The organism is Nanohaloarchaea archaeon SW_7_43_1 (assembly GCA_003009795.1).
GTDB lineage: Archaea > Nanohalarchaeota > Nanosalinia > Nanosalinales > Nanosalinaceae > SW-4-43-9.
The window spans coordinates 784,819-810,962 of the sequence record PXPE01000001.1 but is presented as its reverse complement, the minus strand read 5'-3'; the positions used below and the strand labels follow the sequence as shown (position 1 = coordinate 810,962).

The window sequence follows — 26,144 nt, the reverse complement described above, 5'->3', positions numbered from 1 at the left end:
TTCCATCTCTTTCTTTTTCTGCTGTTTCCTGTCTGCCTGTTCTTCAAAAATCTCTTTGGCTCTGTCGTCTGAGATTCCAAGCATTTCCTTGGCTTTCTGTTTCTGTTTTTCAGCGTCTTCTCGTGGCATTGTATTAATTAATTGTCGGAGTGAGTTTAAACAGGTTGCGGGAAACTAGTCTTATGAGATTCTCTCAAAGCCTTTGAATTTGTCTAGATCTTCATCGAATGAAGCAATTTTTTCTATATTTAGTTTTTGTGCGGTTGCTGTAATTGATGCATCCGTAAAACTTACATCTTCATTCTGAAAGTTTTCAACTGCTTTTCTGAATACTGGTCTGGAGACTCTCGATATTTTGAATGCTTTTCTCATGTATTTTCCATACTCTGTGGCTTTCGGATGGCTCTGTCTTGACTGTACTATATTAAGTGTCTCAGTGTAGACATAATCATTTATCCCTGGATCGGTTATATCAAGTTCTCTTGCTCTTCCGTGGTGTTGGTCTCTCTTATTGTGGTATGCTATCAAGAAACTGGTGTCAAGCAGTATTTCCATATAGTTCCTCCTCATAGTCCTCGCTCAGCTTTTCTGTATTTTCTCCCCAGTCCCAGGCTTCAAGGCTGTCCATAGAAATTTTTTCCTCTCGATCAAGCCAGTCAACCATAGCTTCTGTTACTGCTTCTCCAATAGTCATTCCCTCAGATTTAGCCTGAGCCTTGAACTCCTGGAATACTTTTTCATCCAGTCCGCGAATTGTCTTGGACATGTATTACTTGTATGACTTGTTTGATTTAAGTCTTTGGATTACTCAACTAGCTCTGTGAAGTCCTGCTTGAAATCTTCCAGGTATTTTGGTTTCATTGATGCACCGGCTGCTTTCTGGTGGCCGCCTGCTTCCCCTCCGTCTTCAACTGCACCATCAGGTAATGCTTCTTGCATCAGTTCACCGAGGTCAACTCTTCCTGACTGGCATCGGGCGCTAATGTTTATCTCTTCATCTCCTTTCTGGATCACAAGGTGTACCCATTCTGGTGTCTTGGTTGACATGTTGGTGGAAATCGAGGAGGTGATGTGGAAATCGGAGTTGATGTCGAAGAATATGATCATTTTCTCTCTGTCGATCTCCCGATCTTCCTCGTAGTTCTCCACTGCTTTGTTGAACTCGTCCTGCATCTCAAGATAGACTTCGTATACTTTCCTGTATTCTTCCTGGGCTTCCAGCTCCTTTAGATCCTCTGATTTCATCAATGCCTGGTAAGCCAGTTTGGCGTAATGTTTTGAGTCCCTGTAGGGCTTAATATTCAGTACGCTGGAGTATCTCCCATACTCACAGTTTTTCGCCAGTTGTTGCTGGGATAATTCTTCTGGAAGGTATTTTTTGTAGTTGTTTTCAAGTTCTTCGAAAAGCTCAGGGCATGAATCAACTCCGAAGTCCTGGATAACCCCGAGTCCTGCAATCCATCTTACTTCCTCCTCGAGCCCGAACTCAGATGCTATATCCATACAAATCTTGGAACACGGAATGTAAACCTCGGCGTCTTCAGCCCGAGGGTTGACAAACTGTACATCAGGTTCCCTGTCAAAGCTGTGATGATCCACTACGAGAACATCAAGGTCGAACTCTTCCTCAACTTTCTCGAGCTCATCTGCCTTGAGATTGAAATCAAGAACAATCAGCTTTGTAGCGTCTTTCAGAAGTTTGTGATCCTTTTCCGTCAAATGATAGCTTCTTTCATGAGGGATTGTTACTTCATCGGCCGGGTTTCCTCTTTCCTGCTCCAATATCTTGGAAATAATTGCGGAAGAAGAGATTCCGTCCATGTCCCAGTGATGGATTATAACTACGTCGTCTTCTTCATTGATTTTCTCGAGATAATCTATAGCCGGCTTTAATTCTTCGGTCTTCATACCTTCTCACCTCTCTCCCAGCTTTTTAAGCAACCGGCTCAGTGAAACTGAACACTGCTTTTCTACCTTTGAACTCTACCTCGCCGGAATGCTGGCAACCTTCTCCATCGTAGGCAATGTCAGAGACATTCATTCTATCCCTGATCTGGTCCTCACGAGATTCGATCGAGCTTGTATCGCCTGAGAATGAGAGCCTTACTTCATCTTCCACATCAAGTCCGGCATCCTTTCTCTTCTGCTGGATAGCCCTTATTACTTCAGCAGTGAATGCTTCTTCCTCGAGTTCTGGAGTCATTTCATCGTCTATGTATACTGTTCCAGATGAGAATTCTTCGCCTTCCATTCCCTCGGGAACATGTGTTCGGATATCGAACATTTTTGGATCAAGTTTGTATCCCGTTATTTCGATGTTTTCACCGTTCTCAACTCTCTCCGCTATTTCGACATGATCAGCTTCCGCTAAGTATTGTTCCACTTCTCCTACGTCATTACCGAGTTTTGGCCCGGCCTCGGAGTAATCAAGCTTCACCTCGTAGTCAAGATCAACTTCTTCGAACTCTACATCTTCAGTATTAAGTCTTTCCTCAAGTAGGTTCCTCAGGTTTTCAACAGTTTTCTTTACTTCTTCCGACCCGCTGACTGTAACTTTCTTCACTGGATGTCGAAGTTTGACATTCTTTTCCTGCCTCAATCGGGCTACCCCCTCCTCTATGTCCTGAAATATTGCCATGTGGCTTTCAAGCTCCTCGTTGGTTAACTCTTCTTTTACTTCAGGGTAGCTCTCAAAGTGTATTGAGTCCTTATCGCCAGTGTAAAGATATTCGGCCAGGTAAGGTGTGAAAGGTGAAAGAGTTCTCAGCAGTTCATCAGTTACCTTTCTGAGAGTCCATTCAGCTGATTTTCTGTCTTCTCCATCATATCCGGGTTTCAGGCGATCCCTGATCATCTTGATGTAACCTCTGGACAGCTCGTTCTTTGTGAAGTCTTCGACAAGCTTTGTAGCCTTGAAAGCTTCAAAATTTGGCTCTGTGCAGTGGTTTTCAACTTTCTCCACAAGTGTGTTAAGCCGGGATAGAATCCATTTATCCTCGATCTCTAGCTGATCTGGTCTATTAACCGCCGAAGTGTAAGTTTCCCGGTAGTTGTATGTGTTCCAGAGAATATTCATGAATTCCTTGTTTTCCTCCATTTTGTCCCAAGTGAAGTTCAGGTCATCACTCGGATCGCCTGAGAGAATGAAGAATCTGAGGATGTCTCTGCCGTATTTTTCTATAGCTTCTTCAGGAGAAACGACTATCCCTTTTGACTTGGACATTTCTCTTCCGTCCAGCATTACCTTTCCATGGTATATTACATTTTCAAACGGCTTCTGCTCGTAAGTCATATGAGAGGTAATGAACTGACTGTTCCACCATCCTCTTATCTGGTCGAACCCTTCAAGTTCAAGATCCACAGGTTTGTGCTCTTCAAAGCTGAAATCATTCTCTGGATGCTTAAGTGATGCCCAAGGAGCCACACCAGAGTCGAACCAGACATCAAGAACATCTGGAATCCTGTGCATATCTCCACCGCATTCACATTCCAATCTTACATCATCGATGTAAGGCCTGTGAAGATCATCAGGCACCTCAGGTAGTTCGTCTCTATCCCCTATGACTTCAGTGTTGTCACAATCTTCACATTCCCAGATAGGAAGTGGTATACCCCAGTACCTCTGTCTTGATACAGGCCAGTCGTCAAGCTGCTCCAACCATTCATCGAATTTCTGGCCTGCCCAGTCAGGAACCCAGTTTACTTCATCATTACTGTTTCTTAGTTTATCCCTGAACTTTGTAGCTCCGAAGAACCACTGCGGGATAGAAAGCTGTAGTAGTGGAGTGTCACATCTCCAGCATTTGGGATATTCGTGTCTTAAATCTCCAGAGTACAGTAGGCTGTCTTCGAGATCCTCCATTATCTGGATGTCTGCTTCCTTAACATGTGTTCCTCCATACTTCCCAGCGTCAGAGGTAAATTCTCCCTTCAGGTTTACAGGCGATATCTGTTTAACATCATTTTCTTGGCCGACCTCATAGTCTTCTTTACCATGTCCTGGTGCAGAGTGAACAAGTCCGGTTCCTCCCTCTAGATCAACATATCTCCCCGATAGGACTATCTCTCCATTTACATCTTCCTGTGCTGGCACAATACCTTCAAGAGGATTACTATATCTTCTTCCTTCCAGCTCATCTCCTTCGATTTCCTCAATTACCTCATATTCGTCAACTCCTAACTTGTTCATTGTATCATCGATGAGTTCGGAAGCCATCCAGATCTTTCTTCCATTAAATTCTACAAGAGAGTATTCAAAGTCCGGATTGGCCATTATCGCAGCATTAGCCGGTAGTGTCCAAGGCGTTGTGGTCCAGATCAGGAATTCCTCATCCGAATCATCAAGTTGCATTGCAACATAAACTTCAGGATCCTCAAGTTTGGTGTATTCGATCTCATTGTAGGCTACTGCGGTCTCACAGCGGGTACAGATATGGACCGGGTACTGATCCTTGTATAGAAGGTCTTTCTGGTAAGCTTCTTTGAATGTCTGCCAGGCACCTTCTATATAGTAATCGTGGTATGTCACATACGGATTTTCCCAGTTCATCCAGATTCCTATGTCTTCGAAATCCTCGTTCATCTGCTCCATGTGGCCATCTACAAAGTTCTGGCATTCTTTGATGAAGTTCTCAACCCCGAACTCTTCGATTTCCTTCTTCGAGTTGAAGCCGCGTTCTTCCTCAATCTTGTTCTCAATGGGGAGGCCGTGTGTGTCGTAACCGGGTTGCGAATGAACATTGTAGCCCAGCTTTCGGTGGAATCGTAGGTAGAAATCTTTCAGTATCTTGTTAAGCCCGGTACCCATATGGATGTTTCCTGATGCGTAAGGTGGGCCGTCGAGGAAATAGAATCTCTCATTTCCCTCATTTTTCCTCAGTACTTTCTTTCTTACATCGTTTTTATTCCAGTTTTGCTTGACTTTTTGTTCAATTTTTTCAGGATTGTACTCTGTCATATCACAGACTGATCAACTGAAAGTTAAAAGAATTGACCGATAGCCAGATAACTCCTAAACCCATTCATAGCTTTCGCCATGCTCGCCTCTCGAGTCTTTTTTCTCGTCTTCTTCATCCTCTCCGGTTTTTGGCTGTTCAGAACCGTTGGATTCATTATCTTGCTTGAAACGTTTGCTTTCGGGATGTGGTTCCACTTTTTCAACTCCGAAGTCTACAGTTACTGAATCCATTCCGCTCTGTATCTCCTCAAGCTTTGACTCTTCCTTTAGTTCCTTACGGTGCTGGAAGATTGCCCCTGTAGGAGTACCAGCATTCTCGTCCTCTGAGAAACGTGGGAAGACTGAGATATACATGTGCGGCATCATCTGACCTCCTGCTTCTTCGATATTCATTGTTACAGAGGCGCCGTCCGCATCCAGGCCTTTTTTGGCTTTCTCCATGACTTCTCGGATGAGGTTCATCGCTTCCTGATATTCCTCCGGCTCAAGATCAAGAACTGATTCAATATGCTTTTTTGAAACAATCTGTGTATGGCCTTTGGCTCGAGGTTGAACTTCGAGCCAGGCATAAAAATTCTCTGTTTCTCCTACCAGCATCAGCTGGTCTGGATTGTCGATCAACTGACAGTAGATGCACTGGTCTCCCTCTCCTGGCTGCATGTTACATTTAGGGGTTTACAGCCTTTTAATTTCGATCAGTGACTTAGGATCAGTAGTGTTTATAAAGCTGAGACCTGATTTACAGGATACACATAAAGGTGCATATATTATGGCAGATAATTTCGATTCTCAGTTTGACGACGAAGACTTAGATGAAGATTTTGATGAAAACCCTGTTGAAGAAGACGAAGAGCTTGAAGAAGACTTTGAAGATGATTTCGACGATCAAGACTTCGAAGAAGAGGAAGAGGATGACTTTGAAGAAGATAACGAATTTGAAGATGATTCTTCAGACAGTTCCGGAGATGACAATGACTACGACAAGCCTGTCGATGAAGGCGATGTAGTTGAAGTCGAGATTGATGATCTAGGCAGCAAAGGCGATGGAATCGCAAGGATCGACGGCTTCGTGATCTTTGTTCCCGGTGGAGAAGTCGGCGAATCCTACGATGTTGAAGTGACGAGCGTAGGTCGAAAATTCGCTTTCGCAGAGATTCAGGAATAACACCTGAGTCACACTACTTTTATCTTTTTACCTTCTATTCTCGGGTATGGAAGCTTGTGAAATAGCATCTATTGTCCTTCTTGTATCTGTTGGAACAGGGTTAGTGGCATCTGTAGGACTTTCACAGTATACGGAAACAGACTCGTATTCAGAAACCGCTGAAAAAACGCACGAGCACGCCTTATTTCATGTTGTGATAAATGGCTCGGAGAAGGATTTTACGGACCAGAAATTCCAGCTGAATGCCAGAAGTGTGCATCTGGAGAACAATAGATCGGCAATAGTACACAAACACAGAACCGGGGCAGAATGGAAGGATTTTCTGGAAACCATCAATACTAGTTACTGGAGATCGAACTCAACCGGCAACTTGTGCCTCAAAATATATAGGGAGACAAACTGTGGATCGGGAGCCGTCTACCTGAACGGTGAAGAACCGGATAACCTGGAAAGAGAGATTTTCCAAGGCGATAACTTGTTAATTATCATCGGAACTGAGAACAGGACCTCTGTAGTGGATAAGTACATGAAGAAACAGCTGCCTCCAGACTATAAACCGGCTTCGTCCCGCGGAAACCGGGTGTGAAGTCGTGGAAAGACTACTATCAAGATGAGTGATATTTCTTTTTCACCTTATAACTTTGTTGAAGAGCAAGAGGAACGATTGAGGAGTACTGATGGGGAGGTTGATGTTTGGAAACCGATTGAAAACAAAAAAGTCCTGTTATAAAAAGATTTGGTTGTCGAAAACATTAAATATGATTGAGGAGTGGTGAATCAATATGAGTATTCAGGAAAAAAAGAAGGAAGCTGAAGCGGTACTTGACTCTGCTGAGATGGTTCTAGAGACCATTCCGGAGCCGAGAACAGGCAAAGCCAAGGATTTGGAGATAGAGATCTCCAAACTTGAAGAAGAGATACAGGAACCTGATTCTGAGTCATCACTTGATGGATTAATCAACTCTATCAGAGATTTGATGGAGGAAGTCCAAGAAGAAGCGATGCAGGATCCAATGGAGCCTGGAGATGATATGGGTGGCGGAATGGGTCCGGGAGGCGCACCTCCAAGAGGGCCTGAAGACGATGTACCTCCATTTTAATTCTTATTCTTTGATCAATCAGCTTTATAGTAAGAATTCCCAAATTAATGGACTATGAGAAAGACCATATCGCTGATCCTTGTTCTGATTATGGCATCATCATTGACCAGTTCTTTTCCAGCCGATATGAAGCTAGTGGACAGAACTGCTTCAATTGATGATCCAGCAGTCTTCAATATAACTGTGGAGAATGACTATGCTTCACAGGATCGTTTCAGGATCAGCAGTATCCAGTCTCCGCCCGTTACCTCGAGATGGTTTGACTATGAATACAGCAAAACAGTAGAAGCAGGAGAGAAAGAAAGTTTCCGGTTAGAAATTACGCCTGGAGAAAACTCTATCCAACAGAACTATGCGTTCACAGTTAATCTCAGATCATTCCGGAACGGTGAGTCTGAAGAACTGGGAAGCTTCTTCACAGTAAAAAACAAGTATGACCTGAAGATAATTTCTTTCCGGGTCTCAGACAACAGAGTAAAACCTACGGATGAGATAGATATATCTGCTACCGTAGAGAACACAGCTTCTGATACACTTGAAAACTTTACAGTAAGGGTAGAAGGCTTCAATTCAACTATTGATAAGAAAGGTGCGATTCTTGACAGCGGCGACAGTATAAGATACAACTTCAAGTTAGATGTCCCGGACAGAAGAATGCCGGTTGAAGAAAAGATTTCAATAGGTGTCTACAAGGATGGAGAAAGAACTCAGTCTTCTTCTTCTCAGACTGTTGAGGTAGAAGAAGTGAGGAATATAGAACGAAATACTGTTGAGGAAGACACGCTTCTGGTGAAAACAAAGAAAATAGAGCTCAAGAATACAGGCAACGTGAAGGATGAAGCCAAAGTTGAAAAACCACTACCTATATATCTAGACCCTCTAACAGATTTCGAACCTGAACCGGAAGAGAGAACAGAGGGCACCGACCAATACTACACATGGAACGTTCAGCTTGAACCGGGCGAATCAAAGCAGGTAAGCTATACCGTAAGCTATGTGCCCGCATTCGGATTTGTGGCCCTTCTATTCCTCGGAGTACTTGGATTCAAAAAACTTCAGACCGATCTAAGGATTTCTAAAACTGCAGAGAAAAGGAGAGGGGAGATCAAGGTTAGATTGGAGCTGCAGAATAACTCAAACACGTCGCTAATCCAACTCGATGTGAAGGACTTTGTTCCGGATATAGCAGAGGTTCCCCAGGAATTTGACATGGCCAAACCTGTTGTCAAAAAAACCAGTAGCGGTACAAAACTGGAATGGCATATAGAAAGTCTCGAGCCAGGGGAAAAGAGAATATTTGAGTACACAGTTAAACCTCTGGTAGAGGTAGAGGAGGGAGTAAAACTTGATCCGGCCAAAGTGCTGAAAAATGGCGAGAGAATGAAGGAGACTGACAAAGTAGAAGTTGATTTCCAGCCAGAGTAAAAACCCTTATTAAAACTTGAATATCTTTTCCTGATACACAGACCTGACTCAACATATGCGAAACTTGGCTTCTCAATGAGCCCAAATACTTATTCCCGACTTAGCTCAGTCTGGCAGAGCGTCCGCCTGTAGAGCGGATTGTCCCAGGTTCAAATCCTGGAGTCGGGACTCTCAAATCTATCTATCGCTACAGCGCCATCAATCCTTATTCCGAGCAATACTGTAGGTCAAAAACACATTTTAAGCCTTCTGAAAAGAAATGGTTTATGGCTTTCAGAGAAAAATACAGTGATTTCTTCCAGAAACTGGATGAGGAGTATTTCAACGAGGAGAGGTTTGTGCCTGCTGTCGGCCCTGGAGATGCTGAAGTGATGATGGTCGGAGAAGCGCCAGGAGAGAACGAGGTCGAACAAGGAGAGCCATTCGTCGGCAGGGCTGGAAAGAAACTGAACAAAATCCTGAACGATATAGATATTGACCGGTCTGAAATCTATATTACCAACCTGGTAAAGATAAGGCCTCCGGAGAACAGAGACCCGAAAAAGGAAGGGATCAGGGCCTGGAAACCTCTGCTAGAGAAGGAGATAGAAGAAGTTGACCCAGACATGGTTTTGACGTTAGGTAACTTTGCATCGAAAGAGCTTCTAGGGAAGAAAGAGGGAATAACCAGTATGCATGGCAGGATTTTCTCACGAGAAGGACGAAAAATAATGCCTATTTATCATCCTGCGGCGACTCTATATGATCAATCGAAGACTCCGGAACTAGAGAAAGATTTGAGAAAAGCGTTCGGGAAGGATGAAACCGGACAGACTAGCTTGAAAGATCTACAGCAATAAAGATTTCTGAAACAGTTCTCTGTATGAAACAGTATAAACCTTTGATCGATGACTGGCAGGCATTCAAGCATGCGTGTAAAAGACCGGCGCTCTCAACCGTCAGGAAAAACAGCATAAGGGCTGGAAAAAATTTTGAGGAGAGGCTGAAAGAAAGATTTGACGAAGTAGAACAGTCCGGCTGGAACTCTGAGGTCTTCAGGCTTAATGGAGAAAAGACACCGGGCAAGTCAATGATGCACTGGCTTGGCGAGTACTATGTACAGGAGGAGTCAGCATCCCTTCCTGTACAGGCTCTGAATCCTGAGAAAGACGAAAGAATACTTGATATGTGCGCTGCTCCAGGAGGCAAGACCACTCAGATCGCTTCAAAGATAGAGAATAATGGTGAAATCGCTGCGAACGATAAATCGTCTCAGAGACTGAAAAGTCTCCACGCAAACATCTACAGGACAGGTTCTGCTTCTGTTTCAGTAACAAACTACGATGGAAGAAGGATTCCGGAGGACCGGAAATATGATAGAATACTTCTGGATGCTCCCTGCACAGGAGAAGGAGACAGAGCCAGAAGGAAGTTTGAACCTGCAGATCAGTATGAAAAGGAGGATCTTTCCAAGCTCCAGAAACAGCTGGGAGAGAAGGCAGAGACATTGCTAAAAGAGGGAGGCAAAATGGTTTACTCTACCTGTACAATAAATCCACAGGAAAATGAGGAAGTTGTCGAGTACCTACTAGAAAACACAGGTCTTCAACTGGAGAAAATCGAAATGAATCCGGATCACAAAAAAGGCGTTAAAAGTTTTGAAGGAAATCAGTACGGTCAGGAAATGAATAAAACCGTCAGGATTTATCCACATCACTTTGAATCGGGGGTGATCTACGTTGCCAAGTTCAGAAAATAAAGCGTGGGACTACCTCGAGGGAAGATTTGGGGTTGATAGAGAAGAATCATCTTTAAGAATGGAAAAAATCTCGGGCGATTACTGGATTCATACCGGTACCGGCGAAAGTCTTGAATATGAGACTCAAGGAATTAGGTGCGTTAGAGACACTGGCAGAGCCCTGAAACCCACAACATATGCGCTACAGTTATTAGAGGATCAAATAGAAGAAAGTATAGTTGAAGTAGATAAAGCGGAGTTAATTGGTCTTCTAGAGAGAAGGGAAATGATTGAGAGAACTCTGGATATGGAAGAGGGATATGTTGCGATAATGTTCGGAGAGAGAGTGATCGGATGCGGGATGTATAAGGATGAGAAGGTTTCCTCTAGGATACCGAAAGGAAGATCAAAGGAACTGAGAAAAATTATAGAAGCTTAAGGATGAAGACCTCCTCCGCTATCTTTCTTTTTATCGTGGATGAACTCTATTAGATAAACCAGTACAAGCAGAACGGATACTTGGAACGCTATGGCGTATGGATCGAAGCTTACATCGAATAATGCATCTCTTTCAAATCTGTCAACTTTAGTGTAGATAATGTAGGCATCGAAACCAAGTACTATCATTGTAATTATATCGATACTTGGTAGTTTGTCAAGCATCCCACCTATAGAACCTTTAGACATAACTGTTAATTCTGATCTCTGTATTTAACTCTAACTTTTCAACGCCAAGTAGTTTATAAGTGTTAACCAATCCTTTAGGAATACTGGCGGCCAAGGCGAGGGGGCAACACCCGTACCCATCCCGAACACGGAAGTAAAGTCCCTCAGCGATCTGACCGGTACTGCCTTACGGCGGGACATTCAGGACGCTGCCAGACTATTTTTCCCTTCACTCCAAATTTAAAATATTGTTACTAAACCAGATCTTATGTTTACAGGACTTGTCAATGAGACAGGCAGAGTAACTTCTGTAGAAGATGCTGGTGAGGGAAAAAGAATAGAATTAACAGCCAACCAAACATTCGAAGATTTAGATACAGGTGACAGTATCAGTGTTAGCGGTGCATGCCTGACCGTTGAAGAGTTTACTGAGGCAGGCGTAGAGATTTTTCTGGCGGAAGAAACATTGGATAAGACCTGGTTCTCAGGGCTTAGAGAGGGAGAAAAAGTAAATCTTGAGCAATCTCTTACACCCCGAGATAGAATGGGAGGACATTACGTTCAGGGCCATGTAGACGACATCTCTGAAATAAATGAGATTGAAGAGCTGGAAGAGGGTTGGAACCTTCATTTTTCGATGCCTAAAGAGTTTGAGCGTTATATAGTGGAAAAAGGTTTCATAACAGTTGAAGGAATCAGCCTCACAATCACTGAAATAGATGAGGAAGGTTTCTGGATTACAATAATCCCAGAGACCTGGGAGAAAACTAACTTGTCCGAAAAAAGTATCGGAGATCTGGTTAATATTGAGATCGATGTGATGGCGAAGTACGCTGAGAAAACCTCGAGGTATCAAAATTAAATTATTTTGTCTAAAGAATATAATTATGTTAATGGCACGCGGTGTAAAAACTAACGCAAAAATATTTGGGCTTCTATCAGTTCTTACAGGAGTATTTCTAGGAGCAGGATATTTGATAGGTGGAACCGGAGGAATGATCATAGGCCTGGTTTTAGCCGGTTTGATGAACTTCGGCTCCTACTGGTTTTCCGACAAGATAGTACTGAAAATGTATGGCGCCGAACCCCTACCAAAGCAGGAGTATCCAGAGCTTCATGACAAGGTTGAAGAGCTCGCAAAGAAAGCAGGAATACCTAAACCCAGATTATATATCAGCTCCATGAAGACACCCAATGCCTTTGCAACCGGTAGAAACCCGGACAAAGGCGTTGTATGTGTCACTCAAGGACTTCTAGACCAGCTTGAGAAAGAGGAGGTGGAAGGGGTGACAGCGCATGAACTCGCACATATCAAGAACCGAGACACGCTGGTAAATGCAGTAGTTGCTACAGTAGCGGGAGCAGTGGCGATGCTGGCAGAACTGGCTTTCTGGTCCTCGCTTTTCGCCGGTGAAGATGGAGGAGAAATGGTCTCAGCTCTAGCTTTTATAATTGTAACCCCGATTATTGCCACCATTATCCGGATGGCAGTCTCAAGAACTATGGAGTTCAGAGCAGACTCTGAAGCAGTAAAGATAATTGGAAACAGGGAAGGACTTTCCAGCGCCCTACAAAAAATCAGCTCCGAGAATAAAAAGTCGAAACCACGGAAGCATGTCTCTAAAGTTCGGGAATCAGGCGCCAATTTATTCATAGAAAACCCGTTCTCCGCAGACAAAATGACGAAATATTTCTCAACACATCCTCCACTGGAGAAAAGACTGGAAAACATAGAGTCAACGGAGGTGTAAAAACTGTTTGGTTCACACAGTTTCGGTTTTCAGCTTGAGCCGGATGTAAGAGAGACGGTAGCACGGGAGAAACTTTCAGAGGTATCAGAGGAATATGGCCTCGATCTAGATAATGTGAATTTAGAGTTCGATAGCTCTCTCCCCTACAATGTTCTGGGGAGAACTTCAGCTCCGAGATACTCAAACGATGAAATAACTGTTTCAGTAGGCGATAAATTCTTTGAGATGGGGAATAAACAGCAGTACAAGACAATGCTCCATGAATGCATACATGTTAAGCAGTTTAGAGACGAGATCGATGATTGGTTGGAAAACGAGTTTAACGCCTCAGATGAGTTCATTAAGGAAGTTGAGAAATCAAGCAATCCACTTTACGAAAAAGATGTTGAAGGTATAACCGAAGTTTTAACGGATACAATTCTGCCGTTTGATGCAGGAACAGGTTATCCATATGAGAAGAGGAGAAAGGATGCGGAGCTTGAAGCTAAAGGTTTTGATGTGGAATCGGAGTTGTTACAGGATATGGAAGACGAGTTTGACAAACTTGTTGATAACTACAAGAATATCTACAGTAGTTTTGAGATAGGTAATCTGTATATAGAGAACGGAGAGTTTAATGGGAAAGATTATCTGGCTATTGTACCTGGTGGAGGAGAATCCAGCGTCAATGAATATCTGACAGAAATTTCGATTGAAGAGGATTACACAGATTTTCTTGAGGCTAGAAAATCTTCTTCTGAAAAGTATCTGAGTTAAAGTGTTGTATGTTCTCCAACCAGTGCGTTTTTCATATCGGTATCTTCTATCTCGCAGGACTTATCAATGATCGAGTTCCTGATTTCACTGTCATTTATTTCCGTGTTCGCAAATATTATGGAGTTCTCAACTGTCGTATCTTTCAGTGTGGTTCCTTTCATGATGAAAACGTTTTCTCCTATATCAGAGTTCTCTGTATCTCCCTTGATGATGTTTCCATCTACGAGAGAGCTCATTGCCTCAACATAACCTTGAACTGTTCCTATATCATGCCAATCACCATCAAAGCTATAAGTAAACATATCGGTTTTCTTGTGAGCCCATTCAATAAGCCTTCCGGGCTCATCAAGGTATTTATTGGCGGGAACATCTGTATCCTTGAAATGTTTCTCATACTTATGGAAGAGTTCTATATCCTCTTTCGGGAAGTAATAGCATGCGGTTGAAGCAAGTGTCGAAGGTGGTTGTTCAGGTTTCTCCACAAAGTCCTTTATTTTATCTCCATCGGTATCCACGATACCGAAACCGGTAGCTAGATCTAGATCCTTCACATCATAAACTACATTTACAGGCGCCTTTTTTTGTCTGCAGAAATCAAGGAAATCTGAAGTATTGAAGCTGTAGTAGTTATCGCCGCCGATCACAAGGAGATCATCATCAATATCTTCCTCGTCAAGCAAATTGATGATTGCGCCGATCGTTCCCGGTTTCTCCTCTTCACTCTGCTGGCTTTCAACTGCTACCTTTACATTGTCTCTGTTATATTCATCAATGTAGTTCCGGAAATCTTGTGCAAACTTGTCGTTCGTTGAGATAATTACCTCCTCAAGATCCTCTAAGTCCTCTAGAATATACTCGATTATAGGCTTCTTTCCCAGCGGTAGAAGCGGTTTAGCGCGATCTTTGGTAATTGGCCATAAACGTGTGGCGTGTCCTCCAGCCAGAACTACTGCTTTCATTATCTATCAATATTACCTTGTATTACTCTCAAGTTTTTATTGCTTTGTATAACTGTGTTCCTTGCTCTGGTCTGCGGCTTCCTTGATATTCTCCATAAGCTCGCATTTCCGGCATATATCCGAAGAACAGGGTTCTCCACATTCCTCGCATTCCCGTAGTTTGTTTTCTTCATCAACTTCGATTTCTCCTTCAACAATATCGCTGAGCCTTCTTCCTTGTGATACAATTGAGTGTTTTGTTCCTGGCATCTGTGACTCAAGCTTATTGAGGAAGCTCTTCACCATAGGTCTCATAGTTCCTTCCTGGACATGAGGACAACGGTCTATCACACCGAGATCATGTAAACGAGAATAAAGCGCGATCTCCTTCTCCATTACATCAATGAGCGGCTTGATTCTCGGCACAAACTTTTCATGTTCTACCGCGTCAGTCCTCGCTCCAATCCGTGCCAACCGTTTCATATCGCCTTTCAGATGGTTCATCATAATTGCCTGTGCCTCATCATCTAGATTATGGCCTATTGCCACTTTATCAGCGTCAACTTCGCAGCAAAGCTTGTTCAGGAGATCTCGTCTCATGATCCCGCAGTAGGTACAGTTTCCGAGTTCGCCGGCCCCAGCCACATCATCCATCTTGAGATCATAGTAATCTGAGTATCTACCGACTTCAAGCTTAACTCCAAGTTCATCACACAGCTTTTGCGCTGCAGAAATTGATTCATCCCTGTACTCATCTATGCCCTCATGTACAGATACTCCAATAATCTCGATATCAGGTCTTTCGCCGAAAACTTTGCTGAGCATTTCAAGCATTACCGCAGAATCTTTCCCGCCGGAAAGCCCCACTGCTATGGTGTCGCCGGATTCTACCAGACCATCTTTCCTGATCGTTTTCTTGACCTTCTTGCCGATATCTTCAGTGAAGTGCTCCTCGCAAAGACTTCTACCCTCGTATTCTCTGTGGATTACAGCTTCTTCCCCACATTTCAAGCAGATTTTATCCTCAGACATAGGCAACTTGATGTAGAACTAATTTTTTATGTCAGTTTGCCTTTCACAATATCTACAACAGTACCTAAATCTTCTACTTCATGGCTTGGATTTAGATCAGTGCCTCCGTTTGAGTTCACAAATACTGAGTCGATCCCTGCATTCTTCGCGGCCTTGATATCGTCATCGGAGTCTCCCACCATCACAGGATTTTTTGCCCCTACATGCTCAATTGATTCCTCAAGCATCTGAGGGTTAGGTTTTTTCAGCTCCACATATTCTTTGATATCGTTAATCCCGGGCGATTTGATCACTTCAAAGTATTTCTCCAGCCCGAATTTCTCCATCGTGAATCTTGTGGTCTGGTATGGGGCATTACTTACCACTGCTTTAGGTACAGAAACCTTTTGTAAAACTTTTTTTGTTGTCGGAAAAAGCCCTATCTCACCTTTTTCCATTTTCTGGATTTTTCTGCTAGCGACCTCCTCTTCCATTTGTTTCATTGTATCAATATCAAGACCGGTTCTCTGCGCTATCCTCTCAAGCTCTTTAGCTGTTCCAGCATGTACGATTTCTTGAGAAGTGTTAATGTCAATATCCTTTCCAATTTTCTGAGCCATCTCAACTCTCATCTTATCAGCCCATTTGAAGTTATCGTCCATAGAGTCGAGAAGGACTCCATCCTTGTCGAAAATCACGGCATCGTACCTCATTTTTCTAATTCCCTTCTATACCTACTTCTCTAAATGATTTAAATGTGAGGAATGACTTGAGTTTAGTCAACCAAATAATCAGTTCAGACTTTGTGTTGCCAGCGTGGCGGAGTCTGGTCGAACGCGGCAGATTCGAGATCTGCTGGGACATACGCTCCCTCCCCGGTTCAAATCCGGGCGCTGGCGCTATTAACTAATTGACTGAAGATTGTTTTGAATGATTTTGGATTATAGCACTTCACAGGTCTTCAAGATACTATATATAGGTTCCAAAATTTTCTCAGACTTCGATAATTTGATTCATTGATACCTGCTCTGCCTTATCTACCATCAAATATTAAACCATGTTTCTACAGTTATATTATGAGGGCAGGTCAAAATGGAATTCTCTATAAGAAGCATGAGACAGGTTTTCAAGTCAAACACAGGCAAAAGGGTAAGCGAGGATGCATCCAAAGAGCTTGGTGAATTCATTGATAACTGGGCCAATCAAATAAGTGAGGAAGCTGTCAAAGTTGCATCGGAGAACGATAGGGCTACAGTAAGAGCTGAAGACATCCGCGAAGTATTAAGAAGCAGAAAAGACAGAGATGTAGAATACAGCCTAGATATATAGCTTAGAGGCTGATAGAGATTCGGCACCAGGCATACTTTGAAAGTAAAAATTTTTGTTGTTCAGAACTGTTTTCAGATGCAACCGTGTTGCATATCAGGAATGAGAGAATTTTCCTCTAAGCGTCTTTTGTTACAAACTGCAAACTTTGGGTCCTTTTGGTGTCCAAATCAAATATAGTAATCCTTGACTAATGGAATTTACCTGAAATTTACGAACTTCTCGAGAAATATTTAACGTAATACGGAAATGATTCAAAAGTAAATTAAAAATTAAAGATTGGTTGAGAATTACTTGCAGAAAGTCTCAGAAGAGTTTATACTCCTGTGACGTCTACTGCTTTCGGTCCTTTGTCTCCTTCCTCAGTCTCGAATTCTACTTCGTCGTCTTCTCCAACTTCAACGTCTCCTTCAAGATCGTCTTCGTGGAAGAATACATCGTCGTCCATTTCTTCAGTTTCGATAAATCCGTATCGCTTCTGATCGTGGAAGAACTTAACTGTACCTTTCACAATTAAAATACACCTCCTTGAATAGTAATAAAATGACCCCCGACCTTTATAACAGATCATAGACTGACCGGGTAGAAAATTACGAAACCTAGAACGGTTTTTTATTCACGTATGGACTAATATTATCCTAGATGGACTGGCACAATAAGGAAAAGAAGAATGTAATATCTGAGCTGGATACAAATGAAGGAGGTCTTTCGAACCAGGAAGCTGATAAACGGCTCGAAGAGCAAGGCGAGAACAGTATCAGAAGCGGTGACTCTGTTTCAGCGCCAAAATTATTTCTAAGTCAGTTCCAAGACAACCTAATCTATCTTCTGATGGCCGCTGGAATTCTTTCTGTTGCCATAGGTTTTATGCCAGGTCATGAACCGGAATATACTGAGGCAGCTATAATCTTCCTCATACTTTTTGCTAACGGCACATTTGGTTTTATACAGGACTATAGAGCCGAAAAATCGATTGAAGCTTTGAAGAAAATGGCAACACCAAGTGCGACAGTTAGAAAGGATGGTAAAAAGAAGGAAATTGATTCAACCAAGGTTGTTCCCGGCGATGTAATTTTTCTTGAGCAGGGAGATGCGGTTCCGGCCGATGCCCGGCTTTTGGAAGCGGAATCGCTTGAAACTGATGAGTCCTCGTTGACAGGTGAAAGCAGTTCAGTATCTAAGGCTCCTGGTGAATTGGATGGTCATACTTCCCTCGCCGAGAGAGATAACATGGTTTTCATGAATACTCATGTGGTTAAGGGTAGAGGGAAGGCTGTAGTGGTTGAGACAGGGATGGGAACTCAGGTAGGAGATATTGCCGAGGAGATAGAGGATGCTGATAATAAGGACACTCCATTCCAAGAGGAGGTGGACAAGCTTGGAAAGAGAATAGGTGTACTGGTCATAGGAATTGTTTCTCTTGTAGGAGCTATTCAGATGCTTTTGACCGGGGCAGACTTGCTGACAGTTTTATTACTTGCTATCGGGCTTTCGGTAGCGGCTATACCTGAGTCTTTACCTGCGATTGTGACCTTGACTCTGGCTCTTGGCTCAAAAAAATTACTGAATAAGGATGCATTGGTAAGGAGGTTGCCGGTAGTTGAGGCACTCGGTTCTGTAAACTATATTGTTACTGACAAGACCGGTACCTTGACAGAAGGCATAATGACAGTCAAAAACCTCTACTACCAGGGCGAAGAGTTCAACGTCTCAGGTACAGGCCTCGCTACAGAAGGAGAGTTCACGAGAGAAGGTTCAGAGGTTGATAATGATTACTTAAAGCCTTTACTGGAATGCGGTGTTTACTGCAACAATGCTGAGAAAAACAGGGATAAGTCTGATGAAGAGTTCCGAGGAGAGCCGACAGAAATCGCTCTAAATGTTTCAGGAGAAAAAGCCGGGATCGAGTTAGATAAAGAAAGAAAAACAAGTATACCTTTCTCTTCTGATCGAAAGAGAATGACCGTGGTAACAGAAGATAATACTGCCTATATGAAAGGTGCTCCAGAGGTTGTCCTTGAAAGGTGTGATAGGATTCTTCTTGACGGTGAGAAAAAGGAGCTGACAGAGGAAAGAAAACAGGAAATACTTGACAGAAACCAGGAATTCGCCCGTAGAGCATTAAGAGTCCTCGGGTTTGCGAGGAAGGAAGTTAAGGATATCGAGATCGAAGATGATGAACTGGAAAGCGAGATGGTGTTTCTCGGCCTACAGGGTATGATAGATCCTCCAAGACAGGAGGTTAAAGATGCTGTAGATGACTGCAGAACCGCCGGAATAGGTGTTGTAATGGCAACGGGCGATAACATTGAAACTGCAAAAGCAGTTGGAAGAGAACTCGGCTTTGATCCGGAAGGCGCGATCAAAGGCCAGGAGATAGAAAGGATGAGCGATGAAGAACTTGAGAATAAGGTAAGAGATACTGAAATATTTGCCCGTGTTTCACCTGAACATAAAGTTAGAATCTCGCAGGCGCTTCAAGATCAGGACTACACTATAGCGATGACCGGTGACGGGGTAAATGATGCCCCGGCGTTAAAGAATTCGGATGTCGGAATTGCTATGGGCCAAAGAGGTACAGATGTCGCAAAGAAAAGCTCTGATATGGTTTTACAGGATGATAATTTTGTAACTATAAGGGATGCTATCGCTGAAGGCCGGGCTATATTCGATAATATCAGGAAGGTAACGAATCAGCTTCTATCAACTAACTCTGGAGAGGTAATGTTCGTGTTTCTGGGTATCCTTATCGGTGGATTGTTTTTCCCAGAGTACTTTTCGGGCAGTAACTCAGTTGTTTTAACAGCGGTTATGATACTCTGGGTAAACTTTGCAAGTGACGGTCCTCCGGCGATTGCCTTAGGGGAAGACCCGAAAGTCGATGGCATAATGGAGAGGCAGCCTAGAAGCAGAGATGTATCCATCATAGACAAGAAAATTCTTTCGATGATAGCCTTCACCGGTCCGGCGGCAGCTTTTACAATGCTGCCACTATTCTTCTGGAATATTGAAAACTTTGTTCTGGCTCAGACCATGCTCTTCATGGCCCTGGCATTCTTCGAGATCATGATGTTCCAAGTAATAAGAAGAGATTACGGACTCAAACTCTGGGATAACAAGTATCTGATAGCAGGAATGCTTTTCGCCTCAATCTCTCATCTACTGATACTCTACACCCCAATCGGAGAATACTTCGGCATTACACCGCTAAGCCTTGTTCAATGGGGTTACATTGCTGGAGCTCTAGCAATCTTCACAGCTATCGAACTCACCTTTAGAAGGTTTTTGTCCCGGAAATTCGGTGATAGGAAAACACATCTCCATGACAAATAGTTGGGAGAAAGAATTTCCTGAGAAGCTGCATATTTTTACTCTGAAAACAGCTACACAGATTTATCTCCTGCATTGATGAACATTATGTGGGCCAAAGTAGCCGATAATTGAGATCTAGATCTCGGACTATTGTGGGGACCAGACTTGAACTAGAATTAATAGATATGCAATTGGAAAGTTCCGGAACTCACTGATTTTCACCCTTACGAACGTAAGATTTATTACTATAGTGCTACCATAGTAAATCAAAGTGAGAAACTTATGGCTTCTGTTTCAATCAAACTACCTGACAATTTAAAAAAACAAATAGAGGAGAGAAGAGAGGAAGAGGGGTACATGAATACCTCCGAGTATATACGACAGGCTGTACGAGAGAAAATCAAGGAAGAGACACAGCTTTATTCTGACGAACTAAAAAGACTGATTATACAGGGAGAAAATCCTGAGAAGGGAGAGAACCACAGCCTGGAAGAAGTAAAAGAAGAGTTCTGATAACACATGGAAGTCATCATAAAGGAAGAAGCTCGCCAGGACTTAGCAAGGCTCGAGAATGATATCCGAAATATAATTCTGGATGAAATAGAAACACTTGAAAAGAACGCGACTCCAGATAACGCCACTTTTATAGAAATAGGCGATATAGAACTCTTCCGTCTCAAACTACAGGAAGAGGACAGAAACTCTAAACTTGATCATCGAATATTCTACCAGATTGAAGATAACAAGATCTATATCAGAGGCATTTTTCACCGACAGAAAGGATACGGAACAGAAACTGAGGAAGAACTGGAAGAAAGAATATAACTTGGAACCTTTTCAGTCATCTCAATATTTTAGTAGATGTTCGAATACAGCAGTATTAGATTTAGTTCAAAACAAGTCCTCGGAACAGGATTATCACTATGCCAAATCTTGAGGATATTCCTTTAAACCTTCGTTCCTTGCTTTTCTAATATCTATACTCGAGAGAACATAGGTGATCCAAGTTGTCAATATTGTTGTGAAGAATGAAACTGCAAATAGTATTGAATTCGCGGGAAGTAAGTAACAGTATTTGAGGGATTAAAAGCTCTGATGTAGGGAAAATAGTTTTGCGATCTTTTTGTCATATTTCGGCTCTAGGATTCTTAGTTAGATTTAAAAGCAAATTTTGTTCCATTTAAGACATGTCTTTTGTTAGAAACTGGTTTTCGCATGTCAAAAGCAGTTTAAAATATCCGAAATATATTTCTGAAGGCTTTTCCCGCGGTCATTTCTGGTTTTCTCTAGTATTTTCGGTCCTGATGTTTAATATTTCACTTCGTTTATATGGCGTTGAATTCTCTGGATTTATTCAGACTAGTCCTATACACGCATTATGGGGATTGACAGCAATCTTATTCGTTCTTATTATTTATGGGCTTAAACTTCTGCTTGTTCATATATCTGTATGGCTTCTTGGAGGTAGATCTATAAGCAAGACAGAATATATCATATCGGCTAGTACAGCTGCAATACTACCTGTTATATCAGCTTTACTGGTTGTGGGTATTGGAATAGCTCAGATTATCTCCATATTTGTAGATCTATCAAGTTTACTTGGTTCTTCGACAGGAGTTTACATGTCTGTAGTTGGCGCTGCAAGTATAGCCCCATTACTATACACTGTTGTTATGGAAACATGGTGGATAAGAGATATTCATAACTTTTCAGGACGAAAGTCTTTTGCAGTATCTCTGATAGCCACTCTCATCGTCGTTGGTGTTACTTCGATTATCGTTTATACCAGAGTGATCCTGATATTGACAGTGCTAATGACGATTCCATTTGGAGGACTTTACATTCCATAGATTTTATTCAATAAAAGTTCTAAGAAAAGTCTATGCCTCTACCCGATTTAACGGTAGGCCCTATAATAGGTTTCGCAGTAGTAGATATATTCGATATTCTTCATACCTGAAAACCAGGTTTTGTCAGGAATGAATAATTGAGGAATACGTAAGCTCCTATATTATTGAAGAACGGTTTGGAGAGGGTTTTCCCGGAACTTTAACTTGGCAGGACCCGGATTTGAACCGGGGTCTGGTCGTCCCAAACGACCAATGATAGTCCGCTACACCATCCCGCCTAGAATAAGTAGTCTGTAAGTTTGGAAGGTAACTGAATTCTTTTAAAGCAAATTCAGTTTTTTAAGGTCGCTACGGGTAACTATCTTTATGAGCGAGAAAGTTGTTGTGGCCGGCGCTGGATTCGGTGGCGTTCATTCCGCACTGGAACTAGCGCAAAGAGGATATGATGTAGAACTGATAGACAAAGACGGTTACCATCTCTTCACCCCGGCACTTATCTATATCGCCCGTGGCAGTATGGAGGCGGAGGATATCTCTATGAACCTAAATGATTTTTTCTCCGATACATCAGTAGAATTTTCCCGGGAGAAAATCGTTGGAATTGACCCTGATGAAGAAGTTGTTGAGACAACAAGTGGAGCACATAGCTATGATAATCTTGTTGTATCTCTTGGATATGATATCGCAAGCTTTGGTATTGATATCTCAGATGCGTTAGAGGTATATACTTTGGAAGGAGCAAAAAAGGTTGACCGTGAAGCCGAAGAAGCTGAGTCTGCTTTAATTGTCGGTTCCGGATATGTCGGGGTGGAGGTTGCATGTGAACTACGTGAAAGAGGGATAGAAGTTACTTTAGTCGACCGATCTACAGGGCCGATGCCGCGTTCCAGTAAAGAGGTATCTGAGAAAGTACTTGAATCCCTAAACTCGAGAGATATTTCATTCAGAGGCGGCCAAGCAGTTGAAGAAGTAAATGAAGATGGAATCGTACTGGAGAACGGAGAAAGGATTGAGGCAGAAATGGTTGTCTGGCTTGCAGGAATGCAGTCATCTGAACTTGTGCAGCGGGACTTTAACTGCGGAAGATCCGGTATTGAGGTCAACAGCGGGTTGAACAGCCACGAGTACAGCAATGTATTTGCTCTCGGATCATGTGCCGATGCCGGCTGTGAGGTCACGGCGTACAATGCGATCGGTCAGGCTGAAACTATTGCGGAGAATATAGGCAGAGCAGACAATAAGTCTTTGAAGGAGTTTGAGGAAGGCGCAAGAATGTTACTTATGAAGATGGGTGATACGGCTATTCTTGAGTATGGCGATAAATCGTATAAGAACAGTTTATTACGTCACATGAAGAAAGCTATCCGATGGAAGTACTGGAGTAAATTAAAATGGAAGAGACTAAGACTCCGGTTCTAGTGAAGCGTTCCTTCTCTAACCCTGTAGTCGTAGGCAAACAAAGCATATCCGATTTGGGCAGTTGAGAAACCTGTTTTCTCTGATAGATTTCTAATCGGTTTTATCATTTTGACATAATCTTCCGGCCCGAAGCTTTCCTTTCTTTCATCAAAGTAACCTTTTCTTTCCAGTGATGCCCAGACACGGGTATCAACCACTGCATGTTTGTCAGGGTTTAGAGCTGTCAAGACACAAGATGCGGTCGGTGCCTTGAATCCTTTCAAACTGCATATAAGTGATATTTTTGAGAAGTCTCCCTTAGCTTTCAGCACATTTTCTGTTACCTCTCTGCATCTCTTACCGGCATTCTCGTTAACATGATGTGCGCTCCGGGTCGAGGACTCATACGCTATACTGTATAGCTGTTCTTGAGTGAGATATCTCTGTTCCCGATACTTTTTCCCGAACTTATCCAGTTTCTCTGGTAAAACTCCCTGGGTTTCGGAGTAGTGCTCGAGGTTCTTCCTGACAAACTCTTCAGTTATCCCGTTCATCTCCTTTCTTATTACCGTCTTTCACAGGACTTCTTTTCGGTTTCTGCGGACCGGCCTCACCGAACCCTGCGCTCAATGTCCGTGTAAAAGCCTCTCTCGGTGTATCTTCAGTCTCAATTACTTCCTCCGGATCTATCTCTACTACAAATCCTGTAGTGACATTGGGGGATGTGGGTACGAAGATGATTTCTTTTCCATCCAAGGTGTTCCCTGTTCTGTAGCCGGTAACCTTCATTCCATGTACCTCCAGTTTTACCGGGTCGCTGAACTCATCTGCCCCATTGAAAACCGTGTCAGCTGTAACCTTGGCGATGCTGTAGATCGTTCCAAGGAAAGGTATTTTATCCACAAATCGATCCATCAGTCTCTCAGCTTTGAAACCCTTCTTTGTCTGGACGGTTCTGCCTATACTGGTGGCAAGGAAAGCCCCGAGGCTTATTATGAATACAAGCTTAATGGATTCGTTTATTATTACCTTATCTGTCAGGTTCAAGAACTCTATATAGGGTATCTGGTTTATCTTATCTAGAGTCCAGTCAATTATGAAGAGTGTGATAAGTATCGGTGTGAGGACGATTATACCCGCTATAGCCGGCTTCTTGGTCTTGTCAAAGTTGCCTAGAAAATCCTCCACAATTTCGTTCCGGTTATTTCTATAGTACTCTGTATAACCGTCAACCAGTTCCTTTCGAGCACCTAACTGTTTCTCTAACTCCTTCCTCCCTCTCTCCATCCTATCTTTTCCTCTTTCAACCTTGGGAGAATCATCTTCAGCCATTAACCTGAATAAATCTAATTTCAGTCAAAATTAAATAATCTCTGCCTAACCATTCAGTACAAAAATCATGATGTCAAAGAATAAACTATGGTAGAGTTCGAGACAATCGAGAAACAAAGACGTGACTATGGAAACTTTCCTGGGGAGAAGTTTGTAGAGGTATCAAGAAACAAGGCAGTACAAGATGATGGATCAGAGAACAGTTTTCTCCAGATCGCCACAGGATACTATCAAGATGAAGAACCGAAGTACAAAAAAAGGTTTACAGTCCCAAAAGACGAGAAAGCAGTCAATCACATAGTTGAGAATCTTCCGGAAATGTTCGAAAAAGAGAAGAAAGCCAGAGAGGATTAATACTTCTTCATTCCCATTTTTCTCTAAGACTTCTGTACAGAAAGATTAAAAGCATAGCCGTAGCTCCAAGTATAATTCCTATCTGCTTGAATGTGCTTGGGCCAGGATCGAAGCTCACAAAAAATTACTATTGATTGACTATCAAAAGTACCCTGGCCACATCTGAGCAAAAATTCTAGAAACCTCTGGAATGAAAACACTACCAACTAATATTTAAATGTTACTTTCTATATGTAACAACATATGCTAACTGGTACATCTAGGAAAAAGAGCCTGGAAAATAGTTCAGAAAGCGATTATTATGAGAATTATGAAGCTCTTAGAGGTTCTCCTCTAGGTCGAAATCCTCAGAACAGGTTTCTGAAGATTGCTGAGGTTATGTATGTATTAGGAAAGAAGATCAACGAGCCAAGGAGTATTGAATATCTAGAAAGAAACACTGAAACCACTGTGGGGACTATTCAAGGCTATCTTGATCACTTGGAAGATGAAGATATTGTATACTGTAATTCCCTAGACAGTAAAAATTATTTGCTTACTCCGAAAGGAAAGAAATTTTATGAATTCGTAGAACCTCTTTTCGACAGTTATTCTCTGGAAGAATTAAGGGAAATTGAAGAACCTGAAACTGAAATAGCTAGGATGATAGCAAAGTGCTTCGTACCTCTTAAAACAGACAGCTACTTTTGTGAAAACTTCCAGTTAGTTGGAAGAGGTAAAAACACAATTGACTTTACCTGCGATGTATACAAGGTTGAAAACAGGTTTGACGCAACAAAGAGAAACTTTCCGGTACTTTCAAATCTACAGTTTCTACAAGATGCAGAAGTCGGCTACTATCGAAACTCAGAAAATAAGATGGTCATTGTCATCTTCCCAGCTGAACATATCTCCGAAATGCTCGGCGCTTCAGCCATCAGAATATTCAATCCAGACAATTACATGACCGCTGTAGTTAACGAGATGACCCCGAAATCCAGATAATAGAAACCATGATCTCGTTTGAATAAGAAGTAGAGGTTAACTTATCTATCTAGTATTCTTCTTTCATTACTGGTCAACCTCTTGATCATATGGTTAAGAATT

The 26,144-nt window shown here is 42.4% G+C and carries 30 protein-coding genes, 3 tRNA genes and 1 rRNA gene; 21 read left to right on the top strand and 13 right to left on the bottom strand.

The genetic code is table 11. The annotated features are described in order from the left end of the window. Positions 1-180: 180 nt before the first annotated feature. Genes BRC29_04730 through BRC29_04710 form a run of 5 tightly spaced genes read right to left on the bottom strand, consistent with a single transcriptional unit; the run spans position 181 to position 5,617 of the window. Positions 181-570 carry a hypothetical protein gene (locus BRC29_04730; protein ID PSG99396.1) on the bottom strand — a complete coding sequence of 130 codons (390 nt, stop codon included), beginning with the start codon at positions 568-570 and terminating at the stop codon, positions 181-183. Then, a complete protein-coding gene (locus BRC29_04725) occupies positions 539-766 on the bottom strand; it encodes a hypothetical protein (GenBank protein ID PSG99395.1) in 228 nt (75 codons plus the stop codon). Before BRC29_04725 ends, BRC29_04730 begins: the two co-directional genes overlap by 32 nt. A 38-nt stretch (positions 767-804) precedes the next feature. Next, positions 805-1,908 carry a hypothetical protein gene (locus BRC29_04720; protein PSG99394.1) on the bottom strand — a complete coding sequence of 368 codons (1,104 nt, stop codon included), beginning with the start codon at positions 1,906-1,908 and terminating at the stop codon, positions 805-807. A gap of 25 nt (positions 1,909-1,933) precedes the next feature. Then, positions 1,934-4,957 carry an isoleucine--tRNA ligase gene (locus tag BRC29_04715; protein ID PSG99393.1) on the bottom strand — a complete coding sequence of 1,008 codons (3,024 nt, stop codon included), beginning with the start codon at positions 4,955-4,957 and terminating at the stop codon, positions 1,934-1,936. 54 nt (positions 4,958-5,011) lie between these two features. Continuing rightward, positions 5,012-5,617: a hypothetical protein gene (locus tag BRC29_04710; protein ID PSG99392.1), complete on the bottom strand. Its 606-nt coding sequence runs from the start codon at positions 5,615-5,617 to the stop codon at positions 5,012-5,014. 358 nt (positions 5,618-5,975) lie between these two features. Here BRC29_04710 and BRC29_04705 point away from each other — a divergent pair, with 358 nt between their 5' ends. From BRC29_04705 to BRC29_04670, 8 genes are all read left to right on the top strand, one after another. After that, positions 5,976-6,122 (top strand): deoxyribonuclease, encoded by a 147-nt coding sequence (locus BRC29_04705; GenBank protein PSG99542.1) that lies wholly within the window; start codon positions 5,976-5,978, stop codon positions 6,120-6,122. Between the two features lie 46 nt (positions 6,123-6,168). Then, the gene (locus tag BRC29_04700; protein PSG99391.1) at positions 6,169-6,708 is read left to right on the top strand and encodes a hypothetical protein; all 540 of its coding nucleotides are present in this window, start codon (positions 6,169-6,171) and stop codon (positions 6,706-6,708) included. 196 nt (positions 6,709-6,904) lie between these two features. Continuing rightward, positions 6,905-7,222, top strand: coding sequence for a hypothetical protein (locus tag BRC29_04695; GenBank protein PSG99390.1), 318 nt, complete (start codon positions 6,905-6,907; stop codon positions 7,220-7,222). A 54-nt stretch (positions 7,223-7,276) separates the two neighbouring features. After that, a complete protein-coding gene (locus tag BRC29_04690; protein PSG99389.1) occupies positions 7,277-8,647 on the top strand; it encodes a hypothetical protein in 1,371 nt (456 codons plus the stop codon). Between the two features lie 94 nt (positions 8,648-8,741). Continuing rightward, a tRNA-Tyr gene (locus BRC29_04685) sits at positions 8,742-8,815 on the top strand. Positions 8,816-8,913: 98 nt separating this feature from the next. Next, positions 8,914-9,486 (top strand): uracil-DNA glycosylase, encoded by a 573-nt coding sequence (locus tag BRC29_04680; protein ID PSG99388.1) that lies wholly within the window; start codon positions 8,914-8,916, stop codon positions 9,484-9,486. A 23-nt stretch (positions 9,487-9,509) separates the two neighbouring features. Continuing rightward, the gene (locus BRC29_04675) at positions 9,510-10,385 is read left to right on the top strand and encodes a hypothetical protein (protein ID PSG99387.1); all 876 of its coding nucleotides are present in this window, start codon (positions 9,510-9,512) and stop codon (positions 10,383-10,385) included. Beyond that, positions 10,366-10,803, top strand: coding sequence for a hypothetical protein (locus BRC29_04670; protein PSG99386.1), 438 nt, complete (start codon positions 10,366-10,368; stop codon positions 10,801-10,803). Before BRC29_04675 ends, BRC29_04670 begins: the two co-directional genes overlap by 20 nt. Here BRC29_04670 and BRC29_04665 read toward each other — a convergent pair. After that, positions 10,800-11,051, bottom strand: coding sequence for a hypothetical protein (locus BRC29_04665; protein PSG99385.1), 252 nt, complete (start codon positions 11,049-11,051; stop codon positions 10,800-10,802). The genes BRC29_04670 and BRC29_04665 overlap by 4 nt on opposite strands. Before the next feature lie 82 nt (positions 11,052-11,133). Here BRC29_04665 and rrf point away from each other — a divergent pair. From rrf to BRC29_04645, 4 genes are all read left to right on the top strand, one after another. After that, positions 11,134-11,248 (top strand): 5S ribosomal RNA (gene rrf / locus BRC29_04660). A gap of 50 nt (positions 11,249-11,298) precedes the next feature. Then, positions 11,299-11,892: a riboflavin synthase gene (locus BRC29_04655; GenBank protein PSG99384.1), complete on the top strand. Its 594-nt coding sequence runs from the start codon at positions 11,299-11,301 to the stop codon at positions 11,890-11,892. A gap of 31 nt (positions 11,893-11,923) precedes the next feature. Next, complete coding sequence (locus BRC29_04650) at positions 11,924-12,781, top strand: protease HtpX (GenBank protein ID PSG99383.1); 858 nt, start codon at positions 11,924-11,926, stop codon at positions 12,779-12,781. Positions 12,782-12,895: 114 nt separating this feature from the next. After that, positions 12,896-13,537, top strand: coding sequence for a hypothetical protein (locus tag BRC29_04645; protein ID PSG99382.1), 642 nt, complete (start codon positions 12,896-12,898; stop codon positions 13,535-13,537). Here BRC29_04645 and BRC29_04640 read toward each other — a convergent pair. From BRC29_04640 to BRC29_04630, 3 genes are read right to left on the bottom strand one after another with little or no spacing between them, the layout of a single operon-like run. Next, positions 13,534-14,496 carry a glucose-1-phosphate thymidylyltransferase gene (locus tag BRC29_04640; GenBank protein ID PSG99381.1) on the bottom strand — a complete coding sequence of 321 codons (963 nt, stop codon included), beginning with the start codon at positions 14,494-14,496 and terminating at the stop codon, positions 13,534-13,536. The two genes, BRC29_04645 and BRC29_04640, sit on opposite strands and share 4 nt — an antisense overlap. A 36-nt stretch (positions 14,497-14,532) precedes the next feature. Beyond that, entirely contained in the window at positions 14,533-15,507 is a 975-nt protein-coding gene (locus BRC29_04635) for a TIGR00269 family protein (GenBank protein ID PSG99380.1), read from the bottom strand. A 26-nt stretch (positions 15,508-15,533) separates the two neighbouring features. After that, the gene (locus tag BRC29_04630) at positions 15,534-16,199 is read right to left on the bottom strand and encodes a hypothetical protein (protein PSG99379.1); all 666 of its coding nucleotides are present in this window, start codon (positions 16,197-16,199) and stop codon (positions 15,534-15,536) included. A gap of 97 nt (positions 16,200-16,296) precedes the next feature. On the opposite strand from BRC29_04630, the gene BRC29_04625 reads away from it, so the two are divergent. Further along, positions 16,297-16,385 (top strand) — tRNA-Ser (locus BRC29_04625). Positions 16,386-16,578: 193 nt separating this feature from the next. Then, complete coding sequence (locus tag BRC29_04620; protein ID PSG99378.1) at positions 16,579-16,815, top strand: hypothetical protein; 237 nt, start codon at positions 16,579-16,581, stop codon at positions 16,813-16,815. A 313-nt stretch (positions 16,816-17,128) separates the two neighbouring features. Here the strand turns inward: BRC29_04620 and BRC29_04615 are convergent, their stop codons facing one another. After that, positions 17,129-17,326, bottom strand: a complete 198-nt coding sequence (locus BRC29_04615) for a cold-shock protein (GenBank protein PSG99541.1) — start codon at positions 17,324-17,326, stop codon at positions 17,129-17,131. 128 nt (positions 17,327-17,454) lie between these two features. On the opposite strand from BRC29_04615, the gene BRC29_04610 reads away from it, so the two are divergent. The 4 genes from BRC29_04610 (at position 17,455) to BRC29_04595 (ending at position 21,974) form a co-directional block, all read left to right on the top strand. After that, on the top strand, positions 17,455-20,145 hold the full coding sequence (locus BRC29_04610) for a haloacid dehalogenase (GenBank protein ID PSG99377.1): 2,691 nt from the start codon (positions 17,455-17,457) through the stop codon (positions 20,143-20,145). 261 nt (positions 20,146-20,406) lie between these two features. Further along, entirely contained in the window at positions 20,407-20,637 is a 231-nt protein-coding gene (locus BRC29_04605; protein PSG99376.1) for a hypothetical protein, read from the top strand. Positions 20,638-20,643: 6 nt separating this feature from the next. Next, positions 20,644-20,949 carry a hypothetical protein gene (locus BRC29_04600; GenBank protein PSG99375.1) on the top strand — a complete coding sequence of 102 codons (306 nt, stop codon included), beginning with the start codon at positions 20,644-20,646 and terminating at the stop codon, positions 20,947-20,949. A gap of 362 nt (positions 20,950-21,311) precedes the next feature. Further along, entirely contained in the window at positions 21,312-21,974 is a 663-nt protein-coding gene (locus BRC29_04595) for a hypothetical protein (protein ID PSG99374.1), read from the top strand. Between the two features lie 205 nt (positions 21,975-22,179). Here the strand turns inward: BRC29_04595 and BRC29_04590 are convergent. After that, positions 22,180-22,252, bottom strand: a tRNA-Pro gene (locus tag BRC29_04590). A gap of 88 nt (positions 22,253-22,340) precedes the next feature. On the opposite strand from BRC29_04590, the gene BRC29_04585 reads away from it, so the two are divergent. Continuing rightward, positions 22,341-23,393, top strand: coding sequence for a hypothetical protein (locus BRC29_04585; protein PSG99373.1), 1,053 nt, complete (start codon positions 22,341-22,343; stop codon positions 23,391-23,393). Here BRC29_04585 and BRC29_04580 read toward each other — a convergent pair. Further along, on the bottom strand, positions 23,390-23,926 hold the full coding sequence (locus tag BRC29_04580) for a hypothetical protein (GenBank protein PSG99372.1): 537 nt from the start codon (positions 23,924-23,926) through the stop codon (positions 23,390-23,392). The genes BRC29_04585 and BRC29_04580 overlap by 4 nt on opposite strands. Next, positions 23,910-24,704: a hypothetical protein gene (locus BRC29_04575; protein ID PSG99371.1), complete on the bottom strand. Its 795-nt coding sequence runs from the start codon at positions 24,702-24,704 to the stop codon at positions 23,910-23,912. Before BRC29_04575 ends, BRC29_04580 begins: the two co-directional genes overlap by 17 nt. Positions 24,705-24,791: 87 nt before the next feature. On the opposite strand from BRC29_04575, the gene BRC29_04570 reads away from it, so the two are divergent. Both BRC29_04570 and BRC29_04565 read left to right on the top strand, forming a co-directional pair. Next, a complete protein-coding gene (locus BRC29_04570) occupies positions 24,792-25,058 on the top strand; it encodes a hypothetical protein (GenBank protein ID PSG99370.1) in 267 nt (88 codons plus the stop codon). A 243-nt stretch (positions 25,059-25,301) separates the two neighbouring features. Further along, positions 25,302-26,042 (top strand): hypothetical protein, encoded by a 741-nt coding sequence (locus BRC29_04565; GenBank protein ID PSG99369.1) that lies wholly within the window; start codon positions 25,302-25,304, stop codon positions 26,040-26,042. The last annotated feature ends 102 nt before the right edge of the window (positions 26,043-26,144 follow it).

Coding starts and splice junctions, on each gene's coding strand:
- BRC29_04635 (PSG99380.1), bottom strand. CDS start 15,507: ATGTCTGAGGATAAAATCTGCTTGAAATGTGGGGAAGAAGCTGTAATC.
- BRC29_04700 (PSG99391.1), top strand. CDS start 6,169: ATGGAAGCTTGTGAAATAGCATCTATTGTCCTTCTTGTATCTGTTGGA.
- BRC29_04695 (PSG99390.1), top strand. CDS start 6,905: ATGAGTATTCAGGAAAAAAAGAAGGAAGCTGAAGCGGTACTTGACTCT.
- BRC29_04715 (PSG99393.1), bottom strand. CDS start 4,957: ATGACAGAGTACAATCCTGAAAAAATTGAACAAAAAGTCAAGCAAAAC.
- BRC29_04650 (PSG99383.1), top strand. CDS start 11,924: ATGGCACGCGGTGTAAAAACTAACGCAAAAATATTTGGGCTTCTATCA.
- BRC29_04600 (PSG99375.1), top strand. CDS start 20,644: ATGGAAGTCATCATAAAGGAAGAAGCTCGCCAGGACTTAGCAAGGCTC.
- BRC29_04690 (PSG99389.1), top strand. CDS start 7,277: ATGAGAAAGACCATATCGCTGATCCTTGTTCTGATTATGGCATCATCA.
- BRC29_04605 (PSG99376.1), top strand. CDS start 20,407: ATGGCTTCTGTTTCAATCAAACTACCTGACAATTTAAAAAAACAAATA.
- BRC29_04595 (PSG99374.1), top strand. CDS start 21,312: ATGTCTTTTGTTAGAAACTGGTTTTCGCATGTCAAAAGCAGTTTAAAA.
- BRC29_04725 (PSG99395.1), bottom strand. CDS start 766: ATGTCCAAGACAATTCGCGGACTGGATGAAAAAGTATTCCAGGAGTTC.
- BRC29_04665 (PSG99385.1), bottom strand. CDS start 11,051: ATGTCTAAAGGTTCTATAGGTGGGATGCTTGACAAACTACCAAGTATC.
- BRC29_04570 (PSG99370.1), top strand. CDS start 24,792: ATGGTAGAGTTCGAGACAATCGAGAAACAAAGACGTGACTATGGAAAC.
- BRC29_04565 (PSG99369.1), top strand. CDS start 25,302: ATGCTAACTGGTACATCTAGGAAAAAGAGCCTGGAAAATAGTTCAGAA.
- BRC29_04680 (PSG99388.1), top strand. CDS start 8,914: ATGGCTTTCAGAGAAAAATACAGTGATTTCTTCCAGAAACTGGATGAG.
- BRC29_04710 (PSG99392.1), bottom strand. CDS start 5,617: ATGCAGCCAGGAGAGGGAGACCAGTGCATCTACTGTCAGTTGATCGAC.
- BRC29_04675 (PSG99387.1), top strand. CDS start 9,510: ATGAAACAGTATAAACCTTTGATCGATGACTGGCAGGCATTCAAGCAT.
- BRC29_04720 (PSG99394.1), bottom strand. CDS start 1,908: ATGAAGACCGAAGAATTAAAGCCGGCTATAGATTATCTCGAGAAAATC.
- BRC29_04655 (PSG99384.1), top strand. CDS start 11,299: ATGTTTACAGGACTTGTCAATGAGACAGGCAGAGTAACTTCTGTAGAA.
- BRC29_04575 (PSG99371.1), bottom strand. CDS start 24,704: ATGGCTGAAGATGATTCTCCCAAGGTTGAAAGAGGAAAAGATAGGATG.
- BRC29_04585 (PSG99373.1), top strand. CDS start 22,341: ATGAGCGAGAAAGTTGTTGTGGCCGGCGCTGGATTCGGTGGCGTTCAT.
- BRC29_04620 (PSG99378.1), top strand. CDS start 16,579: ATGGAATTCTCTATAAGAAGCATGAGACAGGTTTTCAAGTCAAACACA.
- BRC29_04730 (PSG99396.1), bottom strand. CDS start 570: ATGAGGAGGAACTATATGGAAATACTGCTTGACACCAGTTTCTTGATA.
- BRC29_04610 (PSG99377.1), top strand. CDS start 17,455: ATGGACTGGCACAATAAGGAAAAGAAGAATGTAATATCTGAGCTGGAT.
- BRC29_04640 (PSG99381.1), bottom strand. CDS start 14,496: ATGAAAGCAGTAGTTCTGGCTGGAGGACACGCCACACGTTTATGGCCA.
- BRC29_04580 (PSG99372.1), bottom strand. CDS start 23,926: ATGAACGGGATAACTGAAGAGTTTGTCAGGAAGAACCTCGAGCACTAC.
- BRC29_04630 (PSG99379.1), bottom strand. CDS start 16,199: ATGAGGTACGATGCCGTGATTTTCGACAAGGATGGAGTCCTTCTCGAC.